The organism is Methylomonas sp. HW2-6 (assembly GCF_052474525.1).
Genome location: NZ_CP184124.1, coordinates 3,116,772 through 3,138,231 on the forward strand (window position 1 = coordinate 3,116,772; position 21,460 = coordinate 3,138,231).

The following is a 21,460-nucleotide window of genomic DNA, read 5'->3' on the forward strand; positions in this document are numbered from 1 at the left end:
GAAAGCTGGCGCCAGTTGGGAACGGTATCGCCAGTAAAGCTGCGGAATTCTATCAGACTCCGCCTTCCCCCGTAGTCCGAACAGGAACAGACTCGTGCCTCAGCAAATACCGACCAGCGTCGCCGCGGTCGATCTTGGCTCCAACAGTTTCCACATGATCATTTGCAGTTTGCACGACGGAAAGCTGCAAACCCTGGACCGATTGAAAGAAATGGTGCGCCTGGCAGCGGGACTGGACTCGCAAAAGTACCTGGATCAGGCTACGCAAGAACGGGCACTGGCTTGCCTGGAACGCTTCGGCCAACGCATTCGCAATTTCCCACCGAACAGCGTGGCCATCGTCGGTACCAATACCTTGCGCATCGCCAAGAACTCGCAACAGTTCATCAAAAAAGCCGAACGGGCCTTAGGCCATCCGATTCATATCATTTCCGGCATCGAAGAAGCCCGTTTGATCTACCAGGGTGTAGCCCACAGTCTGGCCAGCAACGCCAATAACCGCTTTGTGATGGATATCGGCGGTAGCAGCACCGAATACATCATCGGTCGCAACGATGTCGCCCACACCAAGGAAAGCCTGAACATGGGTTGCGTCACGGTTAGCCAGCTTTTTTTTAAGAACGGCGACATCAACAAGCGAGCGTTCCGCAAAGCCACGCTGTTTGCCGAACAGCATTTGGAACCCTTCCAAAACACCTTCCATTCCCAAAACTGGGATGAAGCGATCGGCGCCTCCGGCAGTTTGAAGGCGATCAGCAACGTGCTGCAAACCTCGGGCTGGAGCAACAACGGCATTACGCTGGCCGGCATGGAGCAACTGGTTGCGCAATTGTTGAAGCTGGATAAAGTGGAGCAGATCAATTTCCCGGCATTGAGCCTGGAGCGCCGCCCGGTCTTTATCGGCGCGGTCGCAATCGTCTATGCGACGTTCAAGACCTTGCATATCGAACAAATGACGGTGTCCGACGGCGCGCTGCGCGAGGGCTTGGTTTACGACCTGTTGGGCCGCATCTATAACGACGATATTCGTTCGCAGACCAGTAAACTGATTGCCGCCCGCTACCACACCGATCAACGCCATAGCGAGCAACTGCAAGATACCCTGCGTTACATTGTGCGGCAATTAGAATCACACCCCTGCTTTCAAGACAATCCGGCCAGCCTGCAATTTCTGGTGTGGGCGGCAGAGCTGCACGAAATCGGCTTCGAAATCGCGCACAGTCATTACCACAAACACAGTGCATACATCCTGGAGAACGGCGATCTGGCCGGATTCTCCAAGCAAGATCAATTGCTGCTGTCGAAGTTGGTACGCAGCCACCGCAAAAAGCTGCGCCTCGAGCGCTTCGCCGACTTGCCTCATCCCTGGCGGCAAAATGCTCCGATTATGGCCATCGTGTTTCGCTTGGCGACGGTACTCCACCGAAACCGCCACAGCCAACGTGCCGACTTCAAAATCGATATCGACGGCAACACCATCAAACTCGCGTTTCCGGAAGGCTGGCTGGAACAGGCACCGCTGACCTACGCCGACTTGAAAAAAGAAATGCATTACCTGGAAGACGCTAATTTCGAGTTGATCATCGATCAATGCTGAAGGCTTTGTTATTCGCGCTGTTCTCGACCGCGGCGCTATTGGCAGTAATGTTGCTATTCGCGATCGACGACTCGCCGTTGCCCAGCTTGAATCAGGGACTGACCCGCGACGACATCCAACGCGCCAAACAATTGCTGCAAGTACGTCCCGAAGAGCGGAGTCAACTGAAAACCGTCAATTTGGATCAAAAGGATTTGAATATTGCCGCCAGCTATTTGCTGGACCATTTCGTCGAAAATACCACCCAAGTGCATTTCGGCCAGGATCGAATAGACTGCCAAATCGCAGTATTCGTGCCGGAAACCTTGTTCGGGCACTACCTTGATTTCAGTTTCAGCGTGCGGCAACTAAACGATAGTATTCGGTTAAAGTCGTTCAAAGTCGGCGAAATTTCGATTCCGGATCCGGCGGCAAACCTATTGATTCCAGCCTTGGTCATCCATACGCCGCTAAACGACTACTGGCAAGTTCTGACCCAGTATGTCAAAAATGTGCAAATCGGCCCACAAACACTGGAGATCAGTTATTTGGGCTCAATAGCGGACGCCGCCAAACAGTTGGTGATTCGAAAACACGCCGAGTATCCCAACCTGCACCTGTATCAACAACAAATCAACGATATCGTCAATCGACACGATCCGGACTGGCGCCTGTCCTTGATCGAATTACTGCAACCTTTATTCGCAACCGCTTACCAAAACACCCCCGAAGCCGATGCCATCCAGGAAAACCGCGCCATCATCATCGCCGTGGCCAGTTACATCTACAAGCGCGACTTACGCCGATTTTTGCCCTTGGGTTTGATATACAGCAAGGAATACCCGGTCTTCGCCTACAAGCGCGTCGATATTCCGCAACATTTCATCGCTTCGGCCTTGTTGGCGGCAGTGGATGCGTCGTTATTGGGCGAAAGAATGGGCGTGGACAAGGAATTGGGCGACGCCCGGCAAGGCAGCGGCTTCAGTTTCATCGACTTGTCCGCCGATATGGCCGGGAGCCGTTTCGGCCGGATGGCTATCGCCTCCCAGAACAAAGCCAGGCTACTGCAAAAATTAATGGCGGAGACCAAAGACTATTCGGCCATTATCCCCGAGGTACAAGACCTGCCGGAGCATATGGACGAAATGGATTTTAAGCAACGGTTTGAACGCGTAGGCAGCAAACGTTACCAGGAAGTTATTTCGGAAATCGACAAAAGACTGGATGATTTACCGCTCTACCAATAAAAGCAAATTGCGAAAATGGAGACCCAGACATCAACTCGCTCGAACCGGATCCCACTGCGGCAGTGGGACCGGTTGAAGATAATCACGCTAGTTAACTAAAAATGGATTCAAAGGAATAACCGCTGGTTTCCAAGATTTCCTTCAAACGTTTGAGACCATCCATCTGAATTTGCCGCACCCGCTCCCGAGTGACGCCCAATTCCAGAGCCACTTGTTCCAAGGTCGCATTTTCGAAACCACATAGTCCGTAACGCCGACAAATCACCTCGCGTTGTTTCTCGGCCAGTTGATATACCCAATATGTGACGTTATTTTGGATAAAGTTGTCCTGCAAAATTTCCGCCGGGTTACGGCTCTCTTCTTCGGAAATGGTTTCCAATAAGGGCTTGTCGAAATCTTTTCCGAAAGACACATCTACCGAAGTAACTCGTTCATTCAGTTTCAGCATTTTACTGACAGTTTTCGCCGGCTTATCCAAATGTTTAGCGATTTCATCAACTGTCGGCTCATGGTCCAGCTGTTGCGCCAGATTCCTTTGCGCTTTCAAATAAATATTCATTTCTTTGACGATATGAATCGGCAAGCGGATAGTCCGCGTCTGATTCATAATCGCACGCTCTATGGTTTGTCGAATCCACCAAGTAGCATAAGTGGAAAAGCGGAAGCCGCGGTCCGGATCGAATTTTTCCACGGCTCTGATCAAACCCAGGTTACCTTCCTCAATCAAATCGAGCAAAGGCAAGCCTCGATTCAAATAGCGGCGGGAAATTTTGACGACCAAACGCAAATTGCTTTCGATCATGATTTTTCGCGCTTGTGGATCCCCTTGCTGCGTGCGTTTGCCGTATATCTTTTCCTCGTCGGCCGTTAATAACTGGGACTTACTGAGCTCGTTCAAGTAAGCGCGAGTAGCATCGAAACCGCTATCACTTTGCGAATCACCGCTTTCTATTTCAGTTAATTTGAAATTTTCATTAGGATCGACTTCAACTACATCGTCCTCCACATCCTCAAAAGAAATAAAGTCTGGAATATCCATATCTTTTATTACATCTAAAGTTTCTTCCATCATATTTAATCTCCCAGGTATTTGGCTTGCCGATTCAATTATTTTTTATTATCCAGCCGGATAAGCGATCTTCCTTTATAAACCTCAAGATGCCATGGGCGGTACCCGCCTCTTCTCTCTTGATACGAAGCATGAAAACCAGAGGCTCCAAGTGCCGCTAGTGCTTTATTCCGAAAGACTCATAACGGACACTTACCTTAACGGCGTGACGCAGTATAACTTTAAAAGATTCGTCTTATAAATTGAATTCATTGATTTTTTTGCGGCGCACGTCTCTTTTTTTAATTTTATTTTAATCTCGCCATCATTTGATTTTTTCCGTTTTTGACAGCGTTTTAGCGGCAAAAACTCGAGCCAGTACTTATATTTTGAAAAAAGATAGTGATGTAATTCACGGTTGCAAAAAACAGTCCGCATTTTGACCAGGAGTTATGGGCAGGTTATCGATCGCCTAAAAGGTAATTGCCCGATGGGTTTGGCGCGGCTTGAAATTGCATAGACAGGCTATTTCGCTGCCTAATTTTGGCGGGTGAGGCGGTAGACGGATTGGAGACTGTGGCGATGGAGCGGCGATGCGGAACCACGTCCCGCATCGCTCAGCCGAGTGAGCGCTTACCAGCCTGACGCATGACTGCCCCGGTGATACGCGGGCGGGTACGCGCTTAACCCGCGCACACCAGGGCCGGCTCCAAACGTTAGGTACCGGCAGCCCATCGACTAACCGATTAATTCCGGTTCTGGGTCCGCCAATTATGAACGATGCCTTCTACATCCAAATCCTCGGGGCCTTCGCGCCAGCTAGTGTAGTAATCGACATCGTTACTTTTCGGTTCGGGGCTGGGCCGATAAATCTGCACCCTGGTCGGTAACGGCGCCGCCTCACCCAACACCAACGCCTCACCGCGGCCCAAAGAGCTCAAAATATCCGCCAGATCGCCCTCTGCTTCCGGTACCAAACCCCGGATATATTGCTGGTCGTCTGGGTTGGTGGTGCGTAAACAAATAAACGAGCTGCATTGCGCCAGCATCGTTTCGGAAAGTTCGGTCGGCCGCTGACTGACCACGCCAATAGATACGCCGTATTTGCGTCCTTCCTTCGCAATCCGTTCCATCATTTTGCGGGTGCCGTCGAACTGACCGTTTTTTTCGCGCGGGATATAGGCGTGCGCCTCCTCGCAAATCAACGTGATCGGAAATTCGCGGCGGCGCGGGTTCCAATAGTTAAATTCGTAAGCCAAGCGGCCGACCTGGGCCGACACGGCCGGCCGGACGTCGGTCGGCACCGAACTAAGGTCCACCACGGTAATATTGGCTTTTTTGTCGCCAAGGCCGACAAACTGGCGCAACAAGCCGGCCATGCTGTCCGACGAATTACGCTTTTTCGGTTTCAACAAAAAATCGTAGCGCACATCGTTGAACCGACTCTGCATCCTGACCAAAAATTCGTCGAACTGACCGAACAACGCCCCTTTGGTCTTACCGAAGTCTTTACGCTCCTCGTTGGCCGCTTTGAATTGCATATACATTTCCGCCAACGAAAAATAAATCGGCGTATCTATCGTTACCGAAGCCAAGCCAATCGCCTTGGCTTCCTTACGTTTCAATTGCTGCAGAATTTCGCGCATAAACGCCATCTGCATCGAAGCGCCGTTGTCGTCGCGGTCGATGAACAAATCGACCAACTCGGCGTAGCTCATCATCCAGTAAGGCATCTCCATGTCCAACGCGTCGACATAATTGACCTGATCGGCCGGAAACGCCGATTCGATGCTGCCGTCGGGACGCTTCCAGCAATATTCGCCGTGCAAATCCAACATGACCATGTGCGTTTTCGGCATGGCTTTCATCGTGTGCTGGATCAAACTGGTGACGGTCCACGATTTACCCGAACCGGACTGGCCGATGATCGCAAAATGTCGGCCGAACAAGGCCCGCGGGTCCAAGCTCAGGTGGTAATCCTTGTGGCTGGCCAACTGACCGATAAAAAACTGGTAATCGCGAAATTTGGAAAAAATCGCATTGATCTCGCTCAGCCCAACGGCATAGACCGCGGCACCGGGCGTTGGATAATGGCGCACACCGCGAATGAACACATTGTTTTCGGTCAACTCCCCGACCGGAATCAATGCAATGAAACGATCTGTAGCCCGGTTCCCGGCACTATCGAAACGGTCACGTTCCCACATTTTAAACACCAACGCCAACACGCCGATATGCGACTGCCGAATCACGACGTAAGATCCGATATGGCCGGCCAGAATTTCCTCGTCGCCTAGCCGAATGATCGGCGCCGCGGTCGAATGTTCTTCGATGATGCGCGCATCCATGCCGTCGCCTCTCACTTCGGTCAAGTGGCCGATCAGAATGTTTTGGGTGTGGTTCATGACATCCTCTAAGCTGAAACTAACCGCTTAAGCTTAGTCAGTTTTTAGCCCTTCACCCCTTAGAGTGAAGGGTTTACGCCAAAACGACAGTAAAACCCGACAATTGCCTCCCGACTTCCGGCGAAGGGTTCGCAAGTTCTTGAAACTCGGCGACTTCGTCTCGGTCCATTTATTGCTATTATCCAAACAACGCTGGTCAACAACCCATGAGGTGAATATGAAAATCGGGATTCCGAAGGAAATCAAACCCAACGAAAACCGCGTGTCGCTGGTACCTTCCGGAGTAGCGGCCTTGGTAGCCGCCGGCCATAGCGTGACCTTGCAGCGCGGCGCCGGTATGGGCGCCGGCTTCAACGACGAACAATATCAAGCTGCCGGTGCCGGCTTGGCCGACAGCGCCGAAACGGTCTGGGCCGAAGCCGACATGATCGTCAAGGTCAAGGAACCGATAAAGGCCGAATGGCCGCTGTTGCGCAAAGGCCAAACCGTATTCACCTATTTTCACTTCGCTGCCGATCGCGAATTGACCGAAGCCCATCTTGCCTCCGGCGCGACCTGCATCGCCTATGAGACGGTCCAATTGGCCAACGGCGAATTGCCGTTGCTGACGCCGATGTCGGAGGTGGCGGGCCGGCTGGCGGTACAAGAAGGCGCTCACTACCTGGAGAAACTGTACGGCGGCCGTGGCATGTTGCTGGGCGGCGTGCCGGGCGTGTTGCCGGCTAAGGTATTGGTTTTGGGGGGCGGCGTAGTCGGCACCCAGGCCGCTAAAATGGCAGCCGGTCTGGGCGCCCAAGTCACGGTGATGGATTTGTCGCTGGAACGTCTGCGCCATCTCGCCGACATTCTGCCGGCCAACGTGCAACTGTTGTTCTCCAGCCGCCACGCCATCCTGGAACAAATCGCCGAGGCCGATCTGGTAATCGGCGGCGTGCTGGTGACCGGCGCCGCAGCGCCGAAATTGATTCGGAGAGAAGACCTGAAGCTAATGCAACCCGGCGCCGTGATCGTCGACGTCGCGGTCGACCAAGGCGGTTGCGTTGAAACCACCCGTCCGACGACACACGCCGAGCCGATTTATTTGGTCGACGGCATCGTCCATTACGCCGTGGCCAATATGCCGGGCGGCGTACCGCGCACCTCGACGCTGGCCCTGACCAACGCCACGTTACCTTATGTTCTGCAATTGGCAAACAAAGGTTGGCAACAAGCCTTGCGCGACAATCCAGCGCTGTTAAAAGGCCTTAACGTGATAGAAGGCCAGGTCACCTGCGCCGGCATCGCGGAGGCCTTCGCCATCGATTATGTCCCGGCCGAGCAGTTCATCGCGTGACATACCCCTCTCGACGAAGCCTTGAATTAGCCCGAGACAATTAACGCGGAATCGGCAATGGCGCTCTATGCAATCGGCAGTATCAACGGCAACTACCAAGCCCTACAACAGTTGCTGGGTAAAATCGGATTCGATCCGGCAACGGACCGGATCTGGTTGGCCGGCAATTTAGCCGGCGACAATCCGCAAACGCTGGAGGTACTGCGTTTGGTGAAAAGTTTGGGAAAAAGCGCGATTTCGGTACTGGGCGATCGCGACCTGCAGTTATTGTCGGCCGCGGCCGGCTGTGGCAATTCCGTTGCCGGTTTCGAGCCGGTGCTGGCCGCTCCGGATCGGGACGAGTTATTGAAATGGCTGCGCCAACGCGGTCTGATCCACCACGACGCTAAATTGAATTACACCCTGGTACACGCCGGCGTTCCGGCAGAATGGAGTTTCAGCCAGGCCATGACTTTCGCCTACGAAGTCGAATCGGTGCTGTCGCAAAGCCAATATCAGGCCTTCCTGGAACACCACCGCCAAGACCAATCGCGCTGGCATGCAAAACTGCGCGGCTGGAAACGGCTAAATTTCGTTGCCAACGCCTATACCCGGATGAAATATTGTAACGAAGCCGGCAAACTCGATTTCAGCGCCAGCGGTCCGGTCTCAGCGCAAAGCGACGGCCTGCTGCCATGGTATCGGCTAGCTAACCGTCAGGCCGGACAATTGCGTATCGTGTTTGCCGACGACGCCGGCTTTGAGGACCGGGATTGTTCCGGCGTTTTCCCGCTACCCGACGTCTGCGCGCAAATAGCAGTTCGTCTGGCGAACGGCTAAAGGCAATCCAACTGTTTTGACTCAGGCCCCTGATCGGCTTAAAGCGAGCGATACCGGCAGTACCGGGTTATAGCAGATGCTGGATCGCCTGCCGCTCTTCCTTCAATTCCACTTCGTTTTGGCGCAAGCGCTCCAGGCTGAATTCGTTCAGATCCAAACCTTTGACGATCCGAATCTGGCCGTCTACGACCTGAACCGGGAATGAATAAACCAATCCTTCTTCGATGCCGTAACTGCCGTCCGACGCCACAGCCATACTAACCCAGTCGCCGGCATCCGTGCCCTGCGCCCAGAGGCGCATATGTTCGATTGCAGCATGCGCCGCAGACGCCGCGCTGGATTGGCCGCGTACTTTGATGATTTCGGTGCCGCGGTATTGCACCGTCGGAATAAAATCGTTGACGAACCAATCGTGCTCGACCAAAGACAAGGCATCCATACCTTTGACTTTGGCATGATGCAAATCCGGATATTGGGTACAGGAATGGTTGCCCCACACGGTGATGTTTTTGATATCCCGGCTTAATACGCCGCACTTTTCCGCAACCTGACTGATCGCCCGTTTATGATCCAACATCGTCATTGCGGCGAAACATTCCGGCGCCAGATCCGGCGCATTGTGAATCGCGATCAACGCATTGGTATTGGCCGGATTGCCGGTGACCAGCACTTTGACCTTACGGCTGGCCACTTCATTTAAGGCTCGGCCCTGATTGATAAAAATCTGGGCGTTATCCAGCAGCAAGTCACTGCGCAGCATACCCGGACCGCGCGGCTTGGCCCCCACCAAAAACGCATAATCGACATTATCGAACGCCACTTTCGGGTCGTCCGTGATAATGACTTTATTTAATAGCGGAAATGCGCAGTCGTTCAGTTCCATGACCACACCCTGCAATTGTTTCATTGCCGGCGGAATTTCCAACAAGCGCAATACGATAGGCTGATCTAGCCCCAACAGTTCACCCGCCGCCAAATGAAACAACAACGAATAGCTTATTTGACCAGCTGCTCCGGTAACAGCAATATCAACGGGGGTTTTCATCGGGGCTCCTCATCATCTGTGAATGGACTGATCCGGCCCTGGCGGCGCGGTTAGCCGTTTCAATATGACATAAAGTTTTTGCTCAAACAATCTCTAATTCCCGCTTTATCCGGCCGGTTCCGAATGTGAAGCGGGCAAAACAAACTCCGGTATAATGCCGCCACCCAAACGCCAGTCTCCGGCCTCCAGCGTCTTTTATCAGGTAGGTTAATGAAAAAACTGCTCTTCCAATTTGACACCGATGCCCACCCTTCCGTCTTCGATACCGTCGTGGCCTACGATGGCGGCGCCGACCATGTGATCGGCCACGGCAGCCTGACTCCCGACAATGTCGGCGCCCTGGTCGACGGTACCATTTTCACTCGCGCACCGAAGGACAAAAAAAACACGGCGATCTTCATCGGCGGCAGCAATATGGAGGCCGGCCAGAAGTTACTGGCCGCGGTACAAAAACATTTCTTCCCGGGCTTTCAAGTGTCGGTAATGCTGGACAGCAACGGCAGCAATACCACCGCTGCAGCCGCCGTGGCCAAACTGGCCGGCAGTGCGCCATTGGCCGGCAAAAAAGCCGTGGTATTGGCCGGTACCGGCCCGGTCGGCCAACGTGCGGCAGCGATGATGGCGCTTGAAGGCGCCCAGGTCAGCATCACCTCGCGCCACATTTTCAACGCCGAAAAAGCCTGCTTCGCGATGAAACAGCGCTTCGACGTCGACATCACGCCGCTGGAAGCCGGCGATTACGATAGCCGCGCCGCAGCGATCGCAGACGCCAACATCGTGTTGGCGACCGGTGCCGCCGGCGTCGAATTGCTGAAACCCGAACATTGGCAAGATAACCCTCATCTACAACTGCTGGCAGACGCCAACGCCACACCACCGGTCGGTATCGGCGGCACCGACGTGATGGATAGAGGTCGGGAGCGGCACGGTAAAATCGTCTGGGGCGCGATCGGCTTCGGCGCCTTTAAACTGGCCCTGCATCGGGCCTGTATCGCCAAATTGTTCGAAGACAACAAGCAAGTATTCGACGCCGAAATCATCTTCGCGCTGGCCAAGGAAATGGCATAGATCTTTGCCGGCCGTGATCCTCGCTGCCGAATCCGTCGAACGGGCAACTGCCCTGGCCATCTTCAAGGCCGGCGTGACGGCGGCCGACCCCGAAACCTGCGTCGGCAATTACCTGCATAAAGCGGGTAACAATCTAGTCATCGGCTGCGGCGGCGACCTCCGTAGCGGCAATTGGCGGCGGATTCATCTGCTCAGTTTCGGCAAAGCCGCTTGCGCCATGGTCAAAGCGGCCATTCGAATCATTCCGGATACGTGGCTGGCAGCACCCGGCATCGCCATCACCAACTACGAAAACGTCGTCGCGGTCGATAACATCCAAGTCTTTGGAACCGGCCACCCGTTGCCCGACCAAGCCGGCCTTCAAGCGGCGGAAACTCTGATCAATCGCCTCAACACCGTCCAAGCCGACGATTTGGTGCTGGCCTTGATTTCCGGCGGCGGTTCGGCGCTGTTACCCTGCCCGGTTGTCGGCGTCAGTCTGGCCGATAAAATCGCCACCACCCAATTGCTACTGGCATCCGGCGCCACCATTCATCAGATCAACTGCGTCCGCAAACATCTGTCGCGTTTGAAAGGTGGCGGACTGGCACGCTTGACCGCGGCCGCCGATCTGCACGCCTTGATATTGTCAGATGTGCTGGACGACGACTTGAGCGTGATTGCCAGCGGCCCCAGCGTGCCGGACGACAGCACTTTCGGCGAAGCGTTCGATATATTGCAGAGTTACCGGGTCTGGCCGCAGATACCTGACGCCGTGAAGAACCATTTACAAGCCGGCCGACAGGGACTGTACGCCGAAACCCCTAAATCCGGCGACCCCGTTTTCGAAAACGTCGGTCACCACTTGATTGGCAGCAATGCGTTGAGCGTCGATGCAGCCGTCGCTGCAGCCAAGTCCTCCGGCTATGCCGCCGAACTGTTCAGCAAACAATTAAGCGGCGAGGCCCGGCTGGTGGCCGAACAGTTGTGTCGACACGCAGTGACAATATCGCGCGATCTGCAGCAACCGCTCGCAATCATCGCCGGCGGCGAAACCACTGTGACACTGCGCGGCACAGGCAAAGGCGGCCGCAATCAAGAACTGGCCCTGGCTTTCGCGATCGCGGCCGAAACCCACGACTTAAATTGCCGCTGGACCTTTCTCAGCGCCGGCAGCGACGGCCGCGACGGCCCGACCGATGCCGCCGGCGCCATCGTCGACAACGACAGCCTTAACCGCATCCGCGCCGCGGCTATCGACCCGGCGGCGATGCTGAACGATAATAACGCTTATCCGGCGCTGGACGCCGCCAACGATTTACTGAAATGCGGCGCGACCGGCACCAACGTTGCCGACTTGCAAATCCTGCTGCTGCATCCCAACGCATAACCCGAACCTTACCAGGAGACCACAATGTTTAAGCAGTCAATGACCATCGCCGGCTTTGATGACGAATTGTTCCGGGCCATTGAGCAAGAACGCCAACGCCAGGAAGACCATATCGAACTGATCGCGTCGGAAAACTACGCCAGTCCGCGCGTCATGGAAGCGCAAGGCACGCTACTGACCAACAAGTACGCCGAAGGTTATCCGGAGAAACGCTATTACGGTGGTTGCGAGTACGTAGATATCGTCGAGCAACTGGCCATCGACCGCGCCAAGGCACTGTTCGGTGCCGACTACGCCAACGTCCAGCCGCACTCCGGTTCACAGGCCAATATGGCGGTGTTCATGTCCTTGATTCAGCCCGGCGACACCATCCTCGGCTTGAGTCTGGCGGATGGCGGCCACTTGACTCACGGCGCCAAACCCAACTTCTCCGGCAAAATCTATAACGCCATCCAATACGGCTTGAACAAGGACACCGGCGAAATCGATTACGAGCAAGTCGAAGCGCTGGCTGTGGAACACAAACCCAAATTGATCATCGCCGGCTTTTCCGCCTATTCCAGAATCTGGGACTGGCAGCGTTTCCGCGACATCGCCGACAAGGTCGGTGCCTATTTGGTAGTGGATATGGCCCACGTCGCCGGTCTGGTTGCCGCCGGTTTGTACCCCAATCCGGTGCCAATCGCCGACGTCGTCACCAGCACCACCCACAAGTCCCTGCGCGGCCCGCGCGGCGGCTTGATATTGGCCAAGCACAACCCGGAACTGGAAAAAAAGATCAATTCCAACATCTTCCCCGGCATCCAGGGCGGACCGTTGATGCACGTCATTGCCGCCAAAGCCGTGGCCTTTAAAGAAGCAATGACGCCGGAATTCAAAACCTACCAGCAACAAGTCGTCAAAAACGCCCGAGCGATGGCGGAAGTGTTCATCAAACGCGGTTACGACGTGGTCTCCGGCGGCACCGACAATCACCTGATGCTGGTCTCGTTGATACCGAAAGGCATCACCGGCAAAGCCGCCGACGCCGCCTTGGGCCGCGCCCATATCACCGTCAACAAAAACGCCGTCCCCAACGACCCGCAATCGCCGTTCGTCACCAGCGGCATCCGCGTCGGCACCCCCGCCCCGACTTCACGTGGTTTTAAAGAAGACGAAGTCCGCCAGGTTGCTCATTTAATGTGCGACGTGATGGATAACATCGAAGACGAGAGTGTGATTGATGCGGTGAGGGAGAAGGTGCATTTGTTGTGTGCTAGGTTTCCGGTTTATTCAGCGGAATAGAATTTGATTTTATTCAGTTGATATCGTGTCGCTACCGCGACGGTTTTTTTAGATGTCGGGTCTCGGCCCGACAACCGAGATACTTTTCTTTGCTTGTCCAAAGATAAAGTATCCAAAAGAAAAGACACCCGAACGCCGCTTATTCCCTGCGCTCCGAAGCTTTTGAACGGGGTTGCCGAAAGGGGCTTCCTGCCCCTTCGTCAACGCGATGCATCCATGCATCGCCCCTAACGGGCTGATCCATTCAAAAGCTCCGGTGCTCGGCTCGGCATACGGGAACCAACACCATCCGACAATAAAAGATTTTGGGGGTTGTTCAGGATCTTGCCGCTCCGAATAGCGACTCGTATTCGGAGGGACGAGAGATCTAATTTGCATATAAGTCAGGTTACTCAGCACTAATCGGGCCGACGATCTGTTGGCAACCGAGTATTTTGGCATGTGTATCTGCTGGGCCAGCGCGATAAACGATAACTCCGGTCAGTTTTGGGCATTTAGGCTTTACGTGCTCCACCAGTTCATCAACCCAACTATTGCGAACCAGGACCTGTACAGACACCGAAATATACTGGTCATGATTTTTTGATATATCTAAAGCTATCCAGGCACGCCCACTCCAGCCACTATTGAACGACTCCTCAAATTTATCTTTGTACTTCCTCACGATCTTATTAACCATTAGATCGGCGGATTCAAAAGTGAAGTGCAACACCTCGATATTAATGAATGAGAGTTGACTGTTGCGAGCTGTTCAGCAGCAATTCCCTGTAAACAGCGAGCGGACAGCGTACCCCAAGACCTTTCCGGGGTCGAGAGTTGATTTGATCGGCAATGGCATCGAGTTGTTGTTGCGTGTAACCGGACAGATCAGTGCCCTTGGGCAAATACTGACGAACCAGGCCGTTCATATTTTCGTTGGAGCCGCGCTGCCAGGGGCTATGAGGATCGCAGAAGTACACGGCAATGCCGGTATTGGCCGAAAGCTGCTTGTGTAAAGCCATCTCGCGGCCTTGGTCATAAGTCATGCTCACCCGCATCGGTTGGGCAATGCTGTTGAGTTTGTCGGTAAAGGCTTGCAGTACGTTAGCGGCACTGGCGGGCTGCGGATGGGGTAGTTTGATCAACATCAGCAAGCGACTGGTACGTTCCACCAAGGTACCCACCGCGCTGGCATTACCCGCGCCTTTGATGAGATCGCCTTCCCAATGCCCTGGAAACTGGCGGTCTTCGATTTCAGGAGGCCGCAGGTGGATGCTGAGCATGTCCGGTATCTGACCTCGACGGTCTTGGCCCTTGCTGCGCGGCACCCGTTTGTTTTTGGCCTGGCGCAGACAGGCAATCAGGTCGCGCTTTAATTCGCCGACCGGTTGGGCATAGATGCAGTTGTAGATGGTTTCGTGTGACACGCGATACTCATGACCTTTGGGATAGAGAGCCGCCTGCGCCAGAGCAATCTGCTCCGGTGACCAGCCTTGCTGAAGGAAATATTTGACGACACCAAACAACACGCCATCGACATGCAGTTTCTGCCGAGGTCTGGATTGTCGCCGCCGACGTTGACAGGCCTGATGCGCTTGGACGCTGCCGTAATGACCGGATGCGCTATTACGACCCAGTTCTCGGCTGATGCAGCTGGCGGGACGTTTCAGCACCCGTGCTATGGCACGAACACCGTAGTTTTGTTGCTTCAGACTGCTGATCGTGACTCGCTCTTCAGGCTGAAGCTGTTGATAGCGCTTTGAGGTAATTTCCATGTGCATACCTTACTGGTGTTTTGGGTGTTGCACTTCACTTTTGAATCCGCCATCTCTTTCGCCAACCGCAGAAACCATACCAGTCGAAGAAACCATACCAGAATATTTGTCTTCATCACGCTCTTTGGGAGCTAGGTTTATCACCTCAATAAAATTCTCTTCACCGTCACGCTCGGCAAAAATATCTACGTCTTTTTTGCCAAAGAATTTTTCTTCAAGCTTTACGCCCCACCCTTGTTCACTCAATTCCCTAGCAAGGGCAAGCTCGGATAGTGTGTTGAGGAACTGCAAATGTTTATTAAGTAATTTTTGGGCAAGTTCGCCGGGTCGCCATATCGCATCGACTTTCTGAAGTTCTTGGAGGTTGTTGTCGAGTGCGCGCAGTATAGGAATAGGAGGGAATGGATCAGGATTGTTACTGGCTAAGCAGTTAAGTAACGTAAGCTGGCCGTCGTCCAGCATAGAGATGTCATTATCGAGGCTTTTTTGCAGAAGTTCGTTTGAAACTAAGCGGTTGAGGCCAGGATATTCGAGCTTGCGTTTGATGAGTTGTTCTAATGTTTTCATTTTAGCAAGTAGCCTGGATAAAGCGCAGCAGAATCCGGGTAATCGAAGCTATCAAAACCTCGATTTCGTTTCACTCCATCGAGGCTACATTATTTGCTCACTAACTGACTTTTAATTCCGGGACGGTTTACTCCCGTATGCCGCGCCGAGCACCGGAGTTTTTGAACGGATAAGCCCGTTAGGGGCGCCGCAGGGATGCGGCGCGTTGCATGCAGGGGCTGGGAAGCCCCTTCATGCAACCCCGTTCAAAAGCTCCGGCGCGCAGGGAACAAGCGGCATCCGGGTGGCCTTTTCTTTGGATACTTTCTTTTGGCCACGCAAAAGAAAGTATCTCGGCTGTCGGTCCGAGAACCGGCATTAAAACCAGCCGTCGCGATAGCGACACATAATCCGGAAGACTCGCATCCCTGCGGTCTGGATTCCGGCAATCCATGCCGGAACGACGCACTATCATAGTCTGTCAGCCGTGATGAGCCCTATCAGGCACAATCAACCCATCCTCCATATACAACACATGATCCATCCGCGCTGCCAAATCCGGATCGTGAGTTACAACCAGAAAACTGACTTGCAGCTCGCGGTTTAACTCCAGCATCAGTTGGTAAATCTGCTCGGCGGTTTTACTGTCCAGGTTGCCGGTCGGTTCGTCGGCCAGGACGCATTTGGGTTTGTTGATCAAGGCGCGAGCCACGGCGGCGCGCTGGCGTTCGCCGCCGGACAGTTCGCCGGGTTTGTGTTGCATTCTATGGCCCAAGCCGACGCGTTTCAGTAATTCGGCAGCCTGTTGTTGCGCGGATTTAACCGAATGGTTACCGATCAGTAGCGGCATCGCCACGTTTTCCAGGATGGTAAATTCGCCGAGCAAATGATGGAACTGGTAGATAAAGCCGAGCGAACGGTTACGCAGTTGACTTAACTTCGCTGCACCAATTTGGTTTAAATCCGAACCGTCCAGAATCACCTTGCCTGAGCTGGGCTTATCCAAACCGCCCAGCAGGTGCAGCAAGGTGCTTTTGCCGGAACCGGAGGCACCCATGATGGCGACGCGCTGGCCGGCGTGAATCGCTAAATCGACGCCTTTTAGCACTTCAACATTCAAATCGCCTTGTTCGTAACGCTTGGTCAGCTGTTGGCATTGCAACACGATGGGACTATTCATAGCGCAACACCTCGGCCGGATTGACTCGTGCCGCTTGCCAAGCAGGATACAGCGTAGCCAATAAAGACAGTAGGAACGCGACTCCGGCAATCCAGTAAACGTCGTTCCAGATCAGTTTCGAAGGCACTTCGCTGATGTAATACACGTCGGCAGACATAAACTGTACGCCAAAAGCCTGTTCGATGGCCGGAACGATGGTTTCCACGTTCAGCGCCAACAACACCCCGCCAACTGTACCCAATACGGTGCCGATGCTGCCGATGATGCAGCCCAAGACAATGAAGATACCCATCACCGAGCCATTGCTCAGCCCCTGCGTTTTCAGAATCGCGATGTCGCCGCGCTTGTCGGTCACCACCATGACCAGAGTCGAGACGATATTGAACGCCGCCACCGCGACAATCAACAGCAGGATGATAAACATTGCCCGTTTTTCGGTTTGTACCGCACGGAAGAAGTTGCTGTGAGCTTTGGTCCAGTCGCTGACGCGATAATCGTCGCCTAAGGCGTCGGCCATACTTTGCGTGATCATCGGTGCATTGAACAAATCGTCCAGTTTAAGCCGCAAGCCGGATACCGCCTGCTCCAGACGGAACAGCTTAGCGGCATCGTCGAGATGCATCAGCGCCATGTTACGGTCGTATTCGTACATACCGACTTTGAATACGCCAACCACGGTAAAGCGTTTCATGCGCGGCAAGATGCCGGCCGGGGTAGAGTTGATTTGCGGGGTGATGATCGTAACTTTGTCGCCGATCATCACGCCCAGATAACTGGCCAGCTCGGCACCCAACACCACGCCGAATTCGCCTGGGACCAAATCCTTCAGGCTGCCGAACATCATTTTTTCAGCGACTTCAGATACTTTCGCTTCCTGTTCCGGCAGTATGCCTTGCAGCAAAGTACCGCTGACCTGACGATCGGCATTGATCATGACCTGACCGTGAATGAACGGTGCCGCACCCAACACGTGCGGCATTTCGCGGGTGCGTTGTTCCAACCCCTGCCAGTCGTCCAACTGCCCGTAGCGGCCGGTGACGGTACTGTGCGCGGTCATGCCTAAAATCCGCTCGCGCAGTTCGGCTTCGAAACCGTTCATGACCGACAGCACGGTAATCAGAGCGGTTACGCCCAGGGCGATCCCCAACACCGAAGTTAGCGTAATAAATGAAATAAATTGGGTGCGCTTTTTGGCACGGGTATAGCGTAACCCAATGTACAGGATGAGAGGTTTGAACATGCTGGAGAGTTAGGGGGTTTTACAGGCGGCGCAGTAGCCGTAAAGATACAAGCTATGGTCGGTCAGGGTGTAACCCAGCCGGTTGGCGATTTCGGTTTGGCGCTTTTCGATGACTTCGTCGGTGAATTCGTCGACTCTGCCGCACTTCATGCACACCACGTGGTCGTGATGCCCGCCGCTATTCAGTTCGAAAATCGAATTGCCGCCCTCAAAGTGGTGGCGATTGACCAAGCCGGCCGCCTCGAACTGGGTCAACACCCGGTAAACGGTCGCCAACCCGATTTCTTCGCCTTCGGCCAACAAAATTTTGTAGACTTTCTCTGCAGACAGGTGCCTGTCGTCCTGTTGTTTTTCCAGAATCTCCAAGATTTTGACTCTGGGCAGAGTGACTTTTAAGCCCGCGTTACGCAAATCCTGAGTTTCCATAGCCTGTCCTCGTATATCCAACCATCCGGCCATTGTATCGTTTTTTGCACCGAGCCGCAGACAGAATTGTGGGATAATGCCGGTTCGTTTGTCGCAAGACCACCAACATTTCTCATGAAAAAATCGTCTATTCTGCTCGTGGCTGCCGCCGGATTTGGATTCAGCGCCTGCAGTACCATTCTGAATAATCTGCCGGGTGTTTATACGCTGGATATCGAACAAGGCAATATCATCGACCAAAGCATGGTGAACCAACTACGGCCGAATATGACCAAACGTCAGGTGCTGTACATCATGGGATCGCCGATGCTGACCGATGCCTTTCACGAGAGACGCTGGGATTATCTCTATTCGGAACAGCCCGGCGGCGAGAACCGGATGCAGAAACGGATTTCGTTATTTTTTGAAGGCGACAACCTGATCGGCGTGCAAGGCGACTTCCGCCCCAGTTCGCTGCCAGTGGTCAAGGAATCCACCGAAACCAGCGTCGACGTGCCGAAACGCGATCTGGACCGCTCGATGTGGGAAAAAATTACCGGCTTGTTCGGCGACGAACCCGACCCGCTGACCCGGCGGAGCACCACCAACGCCAAAGAAGCCAACTCCTCAGCCGAAAAAGGCAAGGAACTGGTCGAAGAAGGCGCTGAACAGAAATAAACCGCCTCCCTACGCGACTTACAACAAAAGCGCTTCCGCAATCGCGACGAAATTGTCGGCAGCGGCGATCAAGGCCGGGGCGGTCAGGCTACGCACCCCGTAGACATCGCAGGCCACACCGAAATCGCGCCTCACTTTATTCAGCAAGATTTCGAAATCGCCGTCGCCGGACAACAGTACGACCCGATCGACCTGTCGGGCAAAATCCAGCACATCAACGGTAATGCCAACATCCCAATCGCCCTTGGTACTGCCGTCGCGACGCTGGATATAAGGCTTCAGCTTTACCGTAAAGCCTATGGTTTTCAGAATATTCTGAAAACTTTGTTGCTTGCTGTCGCCACGATCGATTGCATAAGCAAACGCCGCCACGACCTGTTTATCGTTAGTGGCATGACGCCAAAATGCGGTGTAATTGAAATGCTTTTGGTAGCGTTCTCGCGTCGTGTAATAAATATTTTGTACATCGGCAAAAATCGCTACCCGCTCCATCGGCTTATTTCAAAAACGAGCAGCAATAGTCGCTGGCAGTTTTGACTTTCATGGTAAATGCCGCGTTGGCCGGCACATTGAACGACTCACCGCCTTTCACCGCTTGCCAAACATCGCTGCCGGGCAGTTGCACGTCCAATTCGCCGGACAGAATCTCCATTAACTCGGGGTCGGCGGTATTGAACGTATATTCGCCGGGCTGCATGAAACCCAGGGTCTTTGTGGAGCCATCGGCAAAGCGAATAGTGCGGCTGTTGACTTTGCCGTCGAAGTAAACGTTGGCTTGTTTAACGATAGTGACGTTATTGAACTCTGACATTGTCCTGACTGATTGGTTAAAAAAAGGAGCGCAATCATAGCAGATCGCCCCATTTACGCAGAATAAAAAGCCTGGGGGCTCCGGGCTTGTCGAACTGGCTCAGCACCAGCTCCGTTTCAAATTGGCTCGGGTCGAGACTGCGCATCCATTCCGCCAACCGTTCGGTTTCAGCGTCGCCGCCGGCGTGTCCGGGATAGGCCAAAACGGTAATGATTCCAGATTTGGCGAGCAGCCGGCACGCAGCAGCTATTGCTTTAAGAGTAGAATCCGCCCGGGTAATGACGGCTTTGTCTCCACCAGGCAAATAACCCAGGTTAAACATGACCGCTGCCACGCTACCCATGACACTTTCAGGCAAGACTTCAAGCAGATCGGCGTGACTGACCAAATGCAAGGTTACCCGCCTTTGTAAGTCGTGAGCCAGCAACTTTTGGTAGCTACTGACCAGGGCTTGGCGCTGCACGTCGAAACCAAAAACATGGCCTGTGGGACCGACCGATTCGGCCAAAAACAGCGTATCGTAGCCGTTGCCGAGTGTAGCATCGACAGCGATGCTACCCGGCCGCAAACAGGATTTGACGGCAAGCTGGGCCGCGTTAACCAGAGAAATGCGAGGCATAGTATCGTTTTATATCGCAAGTTGACGGCAACGGCGCACGCTGCTGCAGAAAATCGGCAAAACGTTGCGCGTACCAGGGGATCAATAAACTGCCCTTGGCCCCGAAGCCGTTGAAGATGTGTAGACAAGAATGCTGCGGATGTCGACCTATCAGCGGCTCCTTATCCAGCGTCGCCGGCCGAATCCCTATTTGGTGGCGGACCACCCGAATTCCGGCCATATCCGGCATGACAGTCTGCAAATCTGCCAGCAAGGCCTTTTCTGACGCAGGCTCCGGATCCAGATTCAAATTAAGCGGATCGAAGGTCGCTCCGGTTTTGAATGTGTCGGCAGTCAGCGGCAGCAACCAATGCCCATAATTCAGGATTCGACTCGGCAAGGGCGTTTGACTGGTGCAACTCAGAATCACCCCTTTAGCCGGCTGAAACGGTAAAGAGCCGAACCAGGGGTTGGTGCGCGCCAAATAGCCTTCGCAGAATACGATGTGCCTGGGCTGGAGTTCGCGCCAGCGCAAATCCGGCGCCAGATGAATATCGGCATAGTCGAACTCAGCCTGCCGATACTCGCGGCGCGAGATCAACCAATTCCGTAAAGTGTCAAGCAAGGCTTCGGTCGTCAGATACCCGGTCTGCAGCTGGTGCAGCGTACCGAATGGCGACAAGATCTCGGGAATGCCGGGGACCAATGCTTGTAAGTATTCGGCATATTCGGCTTGCTGCAGACGGCGTTCGGCTTGTCGCTTTTGCGTCGGGCCGGACAAAATTTTCCACATCGGCTTTTCGACGTAGAATTCGTTGCCGAAAACACGCCGCAAGCGGTCATAGCAGGCCTTGGCTGCCGGCAATAATTCAGCAACGTTAGATTGCAAGACCAGTCGCTTACCGCTGACCGGATTGATCAGACCCGCCGCGACCCGAGACGCATTGCATTGGCCGTCGTCGACCACACAGACGCGTAGCCCTCTGCTAGACAATTCCCAGGCCAACAGACTGCCGGCAAGCCCCTGCCCGACAATCAGAACATCGACGTCCAT

21 protein-coding genes are annotated in these 21,460 nt (G+C 54.0%); 8 read left to right on the forward strand and 13 right to left on the reverse strand.

The features are described 5' to 3' along the window. Positions 1–94: 94 nt before the first annotated feature. Both ppx and ACH518_RS15185 read left to right on the forward strand, forming a co-directional pair. The gene (gene ppx, locus ACH518_RS15180) at positions 95–1,597 is read left to right on the forward strand and encodes an exopolyphosphatase (RefSeq protein ID WP_140912918.1); all 1,503 of its coding nucleotides are present in this window, start codon (positions 95–97) and stop codon (positions 1,595–1,597) included. Next, on the forward strand, positions 1,591–2,823 hold the full coding sequence (locus tag ACH518_RS15185; RefSeq protein ID WP_445370696.1) for a hypothetical protein: 1,233 nt from the start codon (positions 1,591–1,593) through the stop codon (positions 2,821–2,823). Before ppx ends, ACH518_RS15185 begins: the two co-directional genes overlap by 7 nt. 91 nt (positions 2,824–2,914) lie before the next feature. Here the strand turns inward: ACH518_RS15185 and rpoS are convergent, their stop codons facing one another. Continuing rightward, the gene (rpoS, locus tag ACH518_RS15190) at positions 2,915–3,895 is read right to left on the reverse strand and encodes an RNA polymerase sigma factor RpoS (RefSeq protein WP_140912916.1); all 981 of its coding nucleotides are present in this window, start codon (positions 3,893–3,895) and stop codon (positions 2,915–2,917) included. Positions 3,896–4,617: 722 nt separating this feature from the next. Then, complete coding sequence (locus ACH518_RS15195) at positions 4,618–6,276, reverse strand: ATP-binding protein (RefSeq protein ID WP_445370697.1); 1,659 nt, start codon at positions 6,274–6,276, stop codon at positions 4,618–4,620. A 217-nt stretch (positions 6,277–6,493) separates the two neighbouring features. Between ACH518_RS15195 and ald the strand changes: the two genes are divergently transcribed. Beyond that, positions 6,494–7,609, forward strand: a complete 1,116-nt coding sequence (gene ald / locus ACH518_RS15200; RefSeq protein ID WP_445370698.1) for an alanine dehydrogenase — start codon at positions 6,494–6,496, stop codon at positions 7,607–7,609. Between the two features lie 57 nt (positions 7,610–7,666). Then, positions 7,667–8,428 (forward strand): symmetrical bis(5'-nucleosyl)-tetraphosphatase, encoded by a 762-nt coding sequence (locus ACH518_RS15205; RefSeq protein ID WP_445370699.1) that lies wholly within the window; start codon positions 7,667–7,669, stop codon positions 8,426–8,428. A gap of 67 nt (positions 8,429–8,495) precedes the next feature. Here ACH518_RS15205 and ACH518_RS15210 read toward each other — a convergent pair whose 3' ends face one another. Continuing rightward, positions 8,496–9,473 (reverse strand): malate dehydrogenase, encoded by a 978-nt coding sequence (locus ACH518_RS15210; protein WP_140912912.1) that lies wholly within the window; start codon positions 9,471–9,473, stop codon positions 8,496–8,498. Positions 9,474–9,683: 210 nt separating this feature from the next. On the opposite strand from ACH518_RS15210, the gene ACH518_RS15215 reads away from it, so the two are divergent. From ACH518_RS15215 to glyA, 3 genes are read left to right on the forward strand one after another with little or no spacing between them, the layout of a single operon-like run. Next, positions 9,684–10,541, forward strand: a complete 858-nt coding sequence (locus tag ACH518_RS15215) for an NADP-dependent methylenetetrahydromethanopterin/methylenetetrahydrofolate dehydrogenase (protein ID WP_445370700.1) — start codon at positions 9,684–9,686, stop codon at positions 10,539–10,541. Positions 10,542–10,554: 13 nt separating this feature from the next. Continuing rightward, the gene (locus ACH518_RS15220; RefSeq protein ID WP_445373006.1) at positions 10,555–11,910 is read left to right on the forward strand and encodes a glycerate kinase type-2 family protein; all 1,356 of its coding nucleotides are present in this window, start codon (positions 10,555–10,557) and stop codon (positions 11,908–11,910) included. 24 nt (positions 11,911–11,934) lie between these two features. Continuing rightward, complete coding sequence (gene glyA, locus ACH518_RS15225) at positions 11,935–13,194, forward strand: serine hydroxymethyltransferase (RefSeq protein ID WP_445370701.1); 1,260 nt, start codon at positions 11,935–11,937, stop codon at positions 13,192–13,194. 388 nt (positions 13,195–13,582) lie between these two features. Here the strand turns inward: glyA and ACH518_RS15230 are convergent, their stop codons facing one another. The 6 genes from ACH518_RS15230 to fur all read right to left on the reverse strand — a co-directional run bounded on the left by ACH518_RS15230 (position 13,583) and on the right by fur (position 18,340). Continuing rightward, a complete protein-coding gene (locus ACH518_RS15230) occupies positions 13,583–13,873 on the reverse strand; it encodes a hypothetical protein (RefSeq protein ID WP_445370702.1) in 291 nt (96 codons plus the stop codon). 40 nt (positions 13,874–13,913) lie between these two features. Further along, positions 13,914–14,948 (reverse strand): IS30 family transposase, encoded by a 1,035-nt coding sequence (locus tag ACH518_RS15235; RefSeq protein WP_445370157.1) that lies wholly within the window; start codon positions 14,946–14,948, stop codon positions 13,914–13,916. 9 nt (positions 14,949–14,957) lie between these two features. Further along, entirely contained in the window at positions 14,958–15,515 is a 558-nt protein-coding gene (locus ACH518_RS15240; RefSeq protein WP_445370703.1) for a hypothetical protein, read from the reverse strand. A gap of 460 nt (positions 15,516–15,975) precedes the next feature. After that, entirely contained in the window at positions 15,976–16,674 is a 699-nt protein-coding gene (gene lolD, locus ACH518_RS15245; protein WP_445370704.1) for a lipoprotein-releasing ABC transporter ATP-binding protein LolD, read from the reverse strand. Next, positions 16,667–17,914 carry a lipoprotein-releasing ABC transporter permease subunit gene (locus tag ACH518_RS15250; protein ID WP_445370705.1) on the reverse strand — a complete coding sequence of 416 codons (1,248 nt, stop codon included), beginning with the start codon at positions 17,912–17,914 and terminating at the stop codon, positions 16,667–16,669. Before ACH518_RS15250 ends, lolD begins: the two co-directional genes overlap by 8 nt. Before the next feature lie 9 nt (positions 17,915–17,923). Beyond that, complete coding sequence (gene fur / locus ACH518_RS15255) at positions 17,924–18,340, reverse strand: ferric iron uptake transcriptional regulator (protein WP_140912906.1); 417 nt, start codon at positions 18,338–18,340, stop codon at positions 17,924–17,926. A 114-nt stretch (positions 18,341–18,454) separates the two neighbouring features. On the opposite strand from fur, the gene ACH518_RS15260 reads away from it, so the two are divergent. Continuing rightward, positions 18,455–18,997: an outer membrane protein assembly factor BamE gene (locus ACH518_RS15260; RefSeq protein ID WP_140912905.1), complete on the forward strand. Its 543-nt coding sequence runs from the start codon at positions 18,455–18,457 to the stop codon at positions 18,995–18,997. Positions 18,998–19,015: 18 nt separating this feature from the next. On the opposite strand, the gene ACH518_RS15265 is transcribed toward ACH518_RS15260, so the two are convergent. From ACH518_RS15265 to ACH518_RS15280, 4 genes are read right to left on the reverse strand one after another with little or no spacing between them, the layout of a single operon-like run. Next, complete coding sequence (locus ACH518_RS15265) at positions 19,016–19,489, reverse strand: LabA-like NYN domain-containing protein (RefSeq protein ID WP_140912904.1); 474 nt, start codon at positions 19,487–19,489, stop codon at positions 19,016–19,018. A 4-nt stretch (positions 19,490–19,493) separates the two neighbouring features. Then, entirely contained in the window at positions 19,494–19,808 is a 315-nt protein-coding gene (ppnP, locus tag ACH518_RS15270) for a pyrimidine/purine nucleoside phosphorylase (RefSeq protein WP_140912903.1), read from the reverse strand. A gap of 34 nt (positions 19,809–19,842) precedes the next feature. Then, positions 19,843–20,427 carry a class I SAM-dependent methyltransferase gene (locus ACH518_RS15275; RefSeq protein ID WP_445370706.1) on the reverse strand — a complete coding sequence of 195 codons (585 nt, stop codon included), beginning with the start codon at positions 20,425–20,427 and terminating at the stop codon, positions 19,843–19,845. Continuing rightward, the gene (locus ACH518_RS15280) at positions 20,405–21,460 is read right to left on the reverse strand and encodes an NAD(P)/FAD-dependent oxidoreductase (protein ID WP_445370707.1); all 1,056 of its coding nucleotides are present in this window, start codon (positions 21,458–21,460) and stop codon (positions 20,405–20,407) included. The genes ACH518_RS15275 and ACH518_RS15280 overlap by 23 nt, the downstream gene beginning before the upstream one ends.

Coding starts and splice junctions, on each gene's coding strand:
- ACH518_RS15205 (WP_445370699.1), top strand. CDS start 7,667: ATGGCGCTCTATGCAATCGGCAGTATCAACGGCAACTACCAAGCCCTA.
- ACH518_RS15215 (WP_445370700.1), top strand. CDS start 9,684: ATGAAAAAACTGCTCTTCCAATTTGACACCGATGCCCACCCTTCCGTC.
- ACH518_RS15185 (WP_445370696.1), top strand. CDS start 1,591: ATGCTGAAGGCTTTGTTATTCGCGCTGTTCTCGACCGCGGCGCTATTG.
- ACH518_RS15280 (WP_445370707.1), bottom strand. CDS start 21,460: ATGGACGTCGATGTTCTGATTGTCGGGCAGGGGCTTGCCGGCAGTCTG.
- ACH518_RS15275 (WP_445370706.1), bottom strand. CDS start 20,427: ATGCCTCGCATTTCTCTGGTTAACGCGGCCCAGCTTGCCGTCAAATCC.
- ald (WP_445370698.1), top strand. CDS start 6,494: ATGAAAATCGGGATTCCGAAGGAAATCAAACCCAACGAAAACCGCGTG.
- ACH518_RS15265 (WP_140912904.1), bottom strand. CDS start 19,489: ATGGAGCGGGTAGCGATTTTTGCCGATGTACAAAATATTTATTACACG.
- ACH518_RS15240 (WP_445370703.1), bottom strand. CDS start 15,515: ATGAAAACATTAGAACAACTCATCAAACGCAAGCTCGAATATCCTGGC.
- ppnP (WP_140912903.1), bottom strand. CDS start 19,808: ATGTCAGAGTTCAATAACGTCACTATCGTTAAACAAGCCAACGTTTAC.
- rpoS (WP_140912916.1), bottom strand. CDS start 3,895: ATGATGGAAGAAACTTTAGATGTAATAAAAGATATGGATATTCCAGAC.
- ACH518_RS15235 (WP_445370157.1), bottom strand. CDS start 14,948: ATGGAAATTACCTCAAAGCGCTATCAACAGCTTCAGCCTGAAGAGCGA.
- glyA (WP_445370701.1), top strand. CDS start 11,935: ATGTTTAAGCAGTCAATGACCATCGCCGGCTTTGATGACGAATTGTTC.
- ACH518_RS15210 (WP_140912912.1), bottom strand. CDS start 9,473: ATGAAAACCCCCGTTGATATTGCTGTTACCGGAGCAGCTGGTCAAATA.
- ACH518_RS15250 (WP_445370705.1), bottom strand. CDS start 17,914: ATGTTCAAACCTCTCATCCTGTACATTGGGTTACGCTATACCCGTGCC.
- lolD (WP_445370704.1), bottom strand. CDS start 16,674: ATGAATAGTCCCATCGTGTTGCAATGCCAACAGCTGACCAAGCGTTAC.
- ACH518_RS15230 (WP_445370702.1), bottom strand. CDS start 13,873: ATGGTTAATAAGATCGTGAGGAAGTACAAAGATAAATTTGAGGAGTCG.
- fur (WP_140912906.1), bottom strand. CDS start 18,340: ATGGAAACTCAGGATTTGCGTAACGCGGGCTTAAAAGTCACTCTGCCC.
- ACH518_RS15260 (WP_140912905.1), top strand. CDS start 18,455: ATGAAAAAATCGTCTATTCTGCTCGTGGCTGCCGCCGGATTTGGATTC.
- ACH518_RS15195 (WP_445370697.1), bottom strand. CDS start 6,276: ATGAACCACACCCAAAACATTCTGATCGGCCACTTGACCGAAGTGAGA.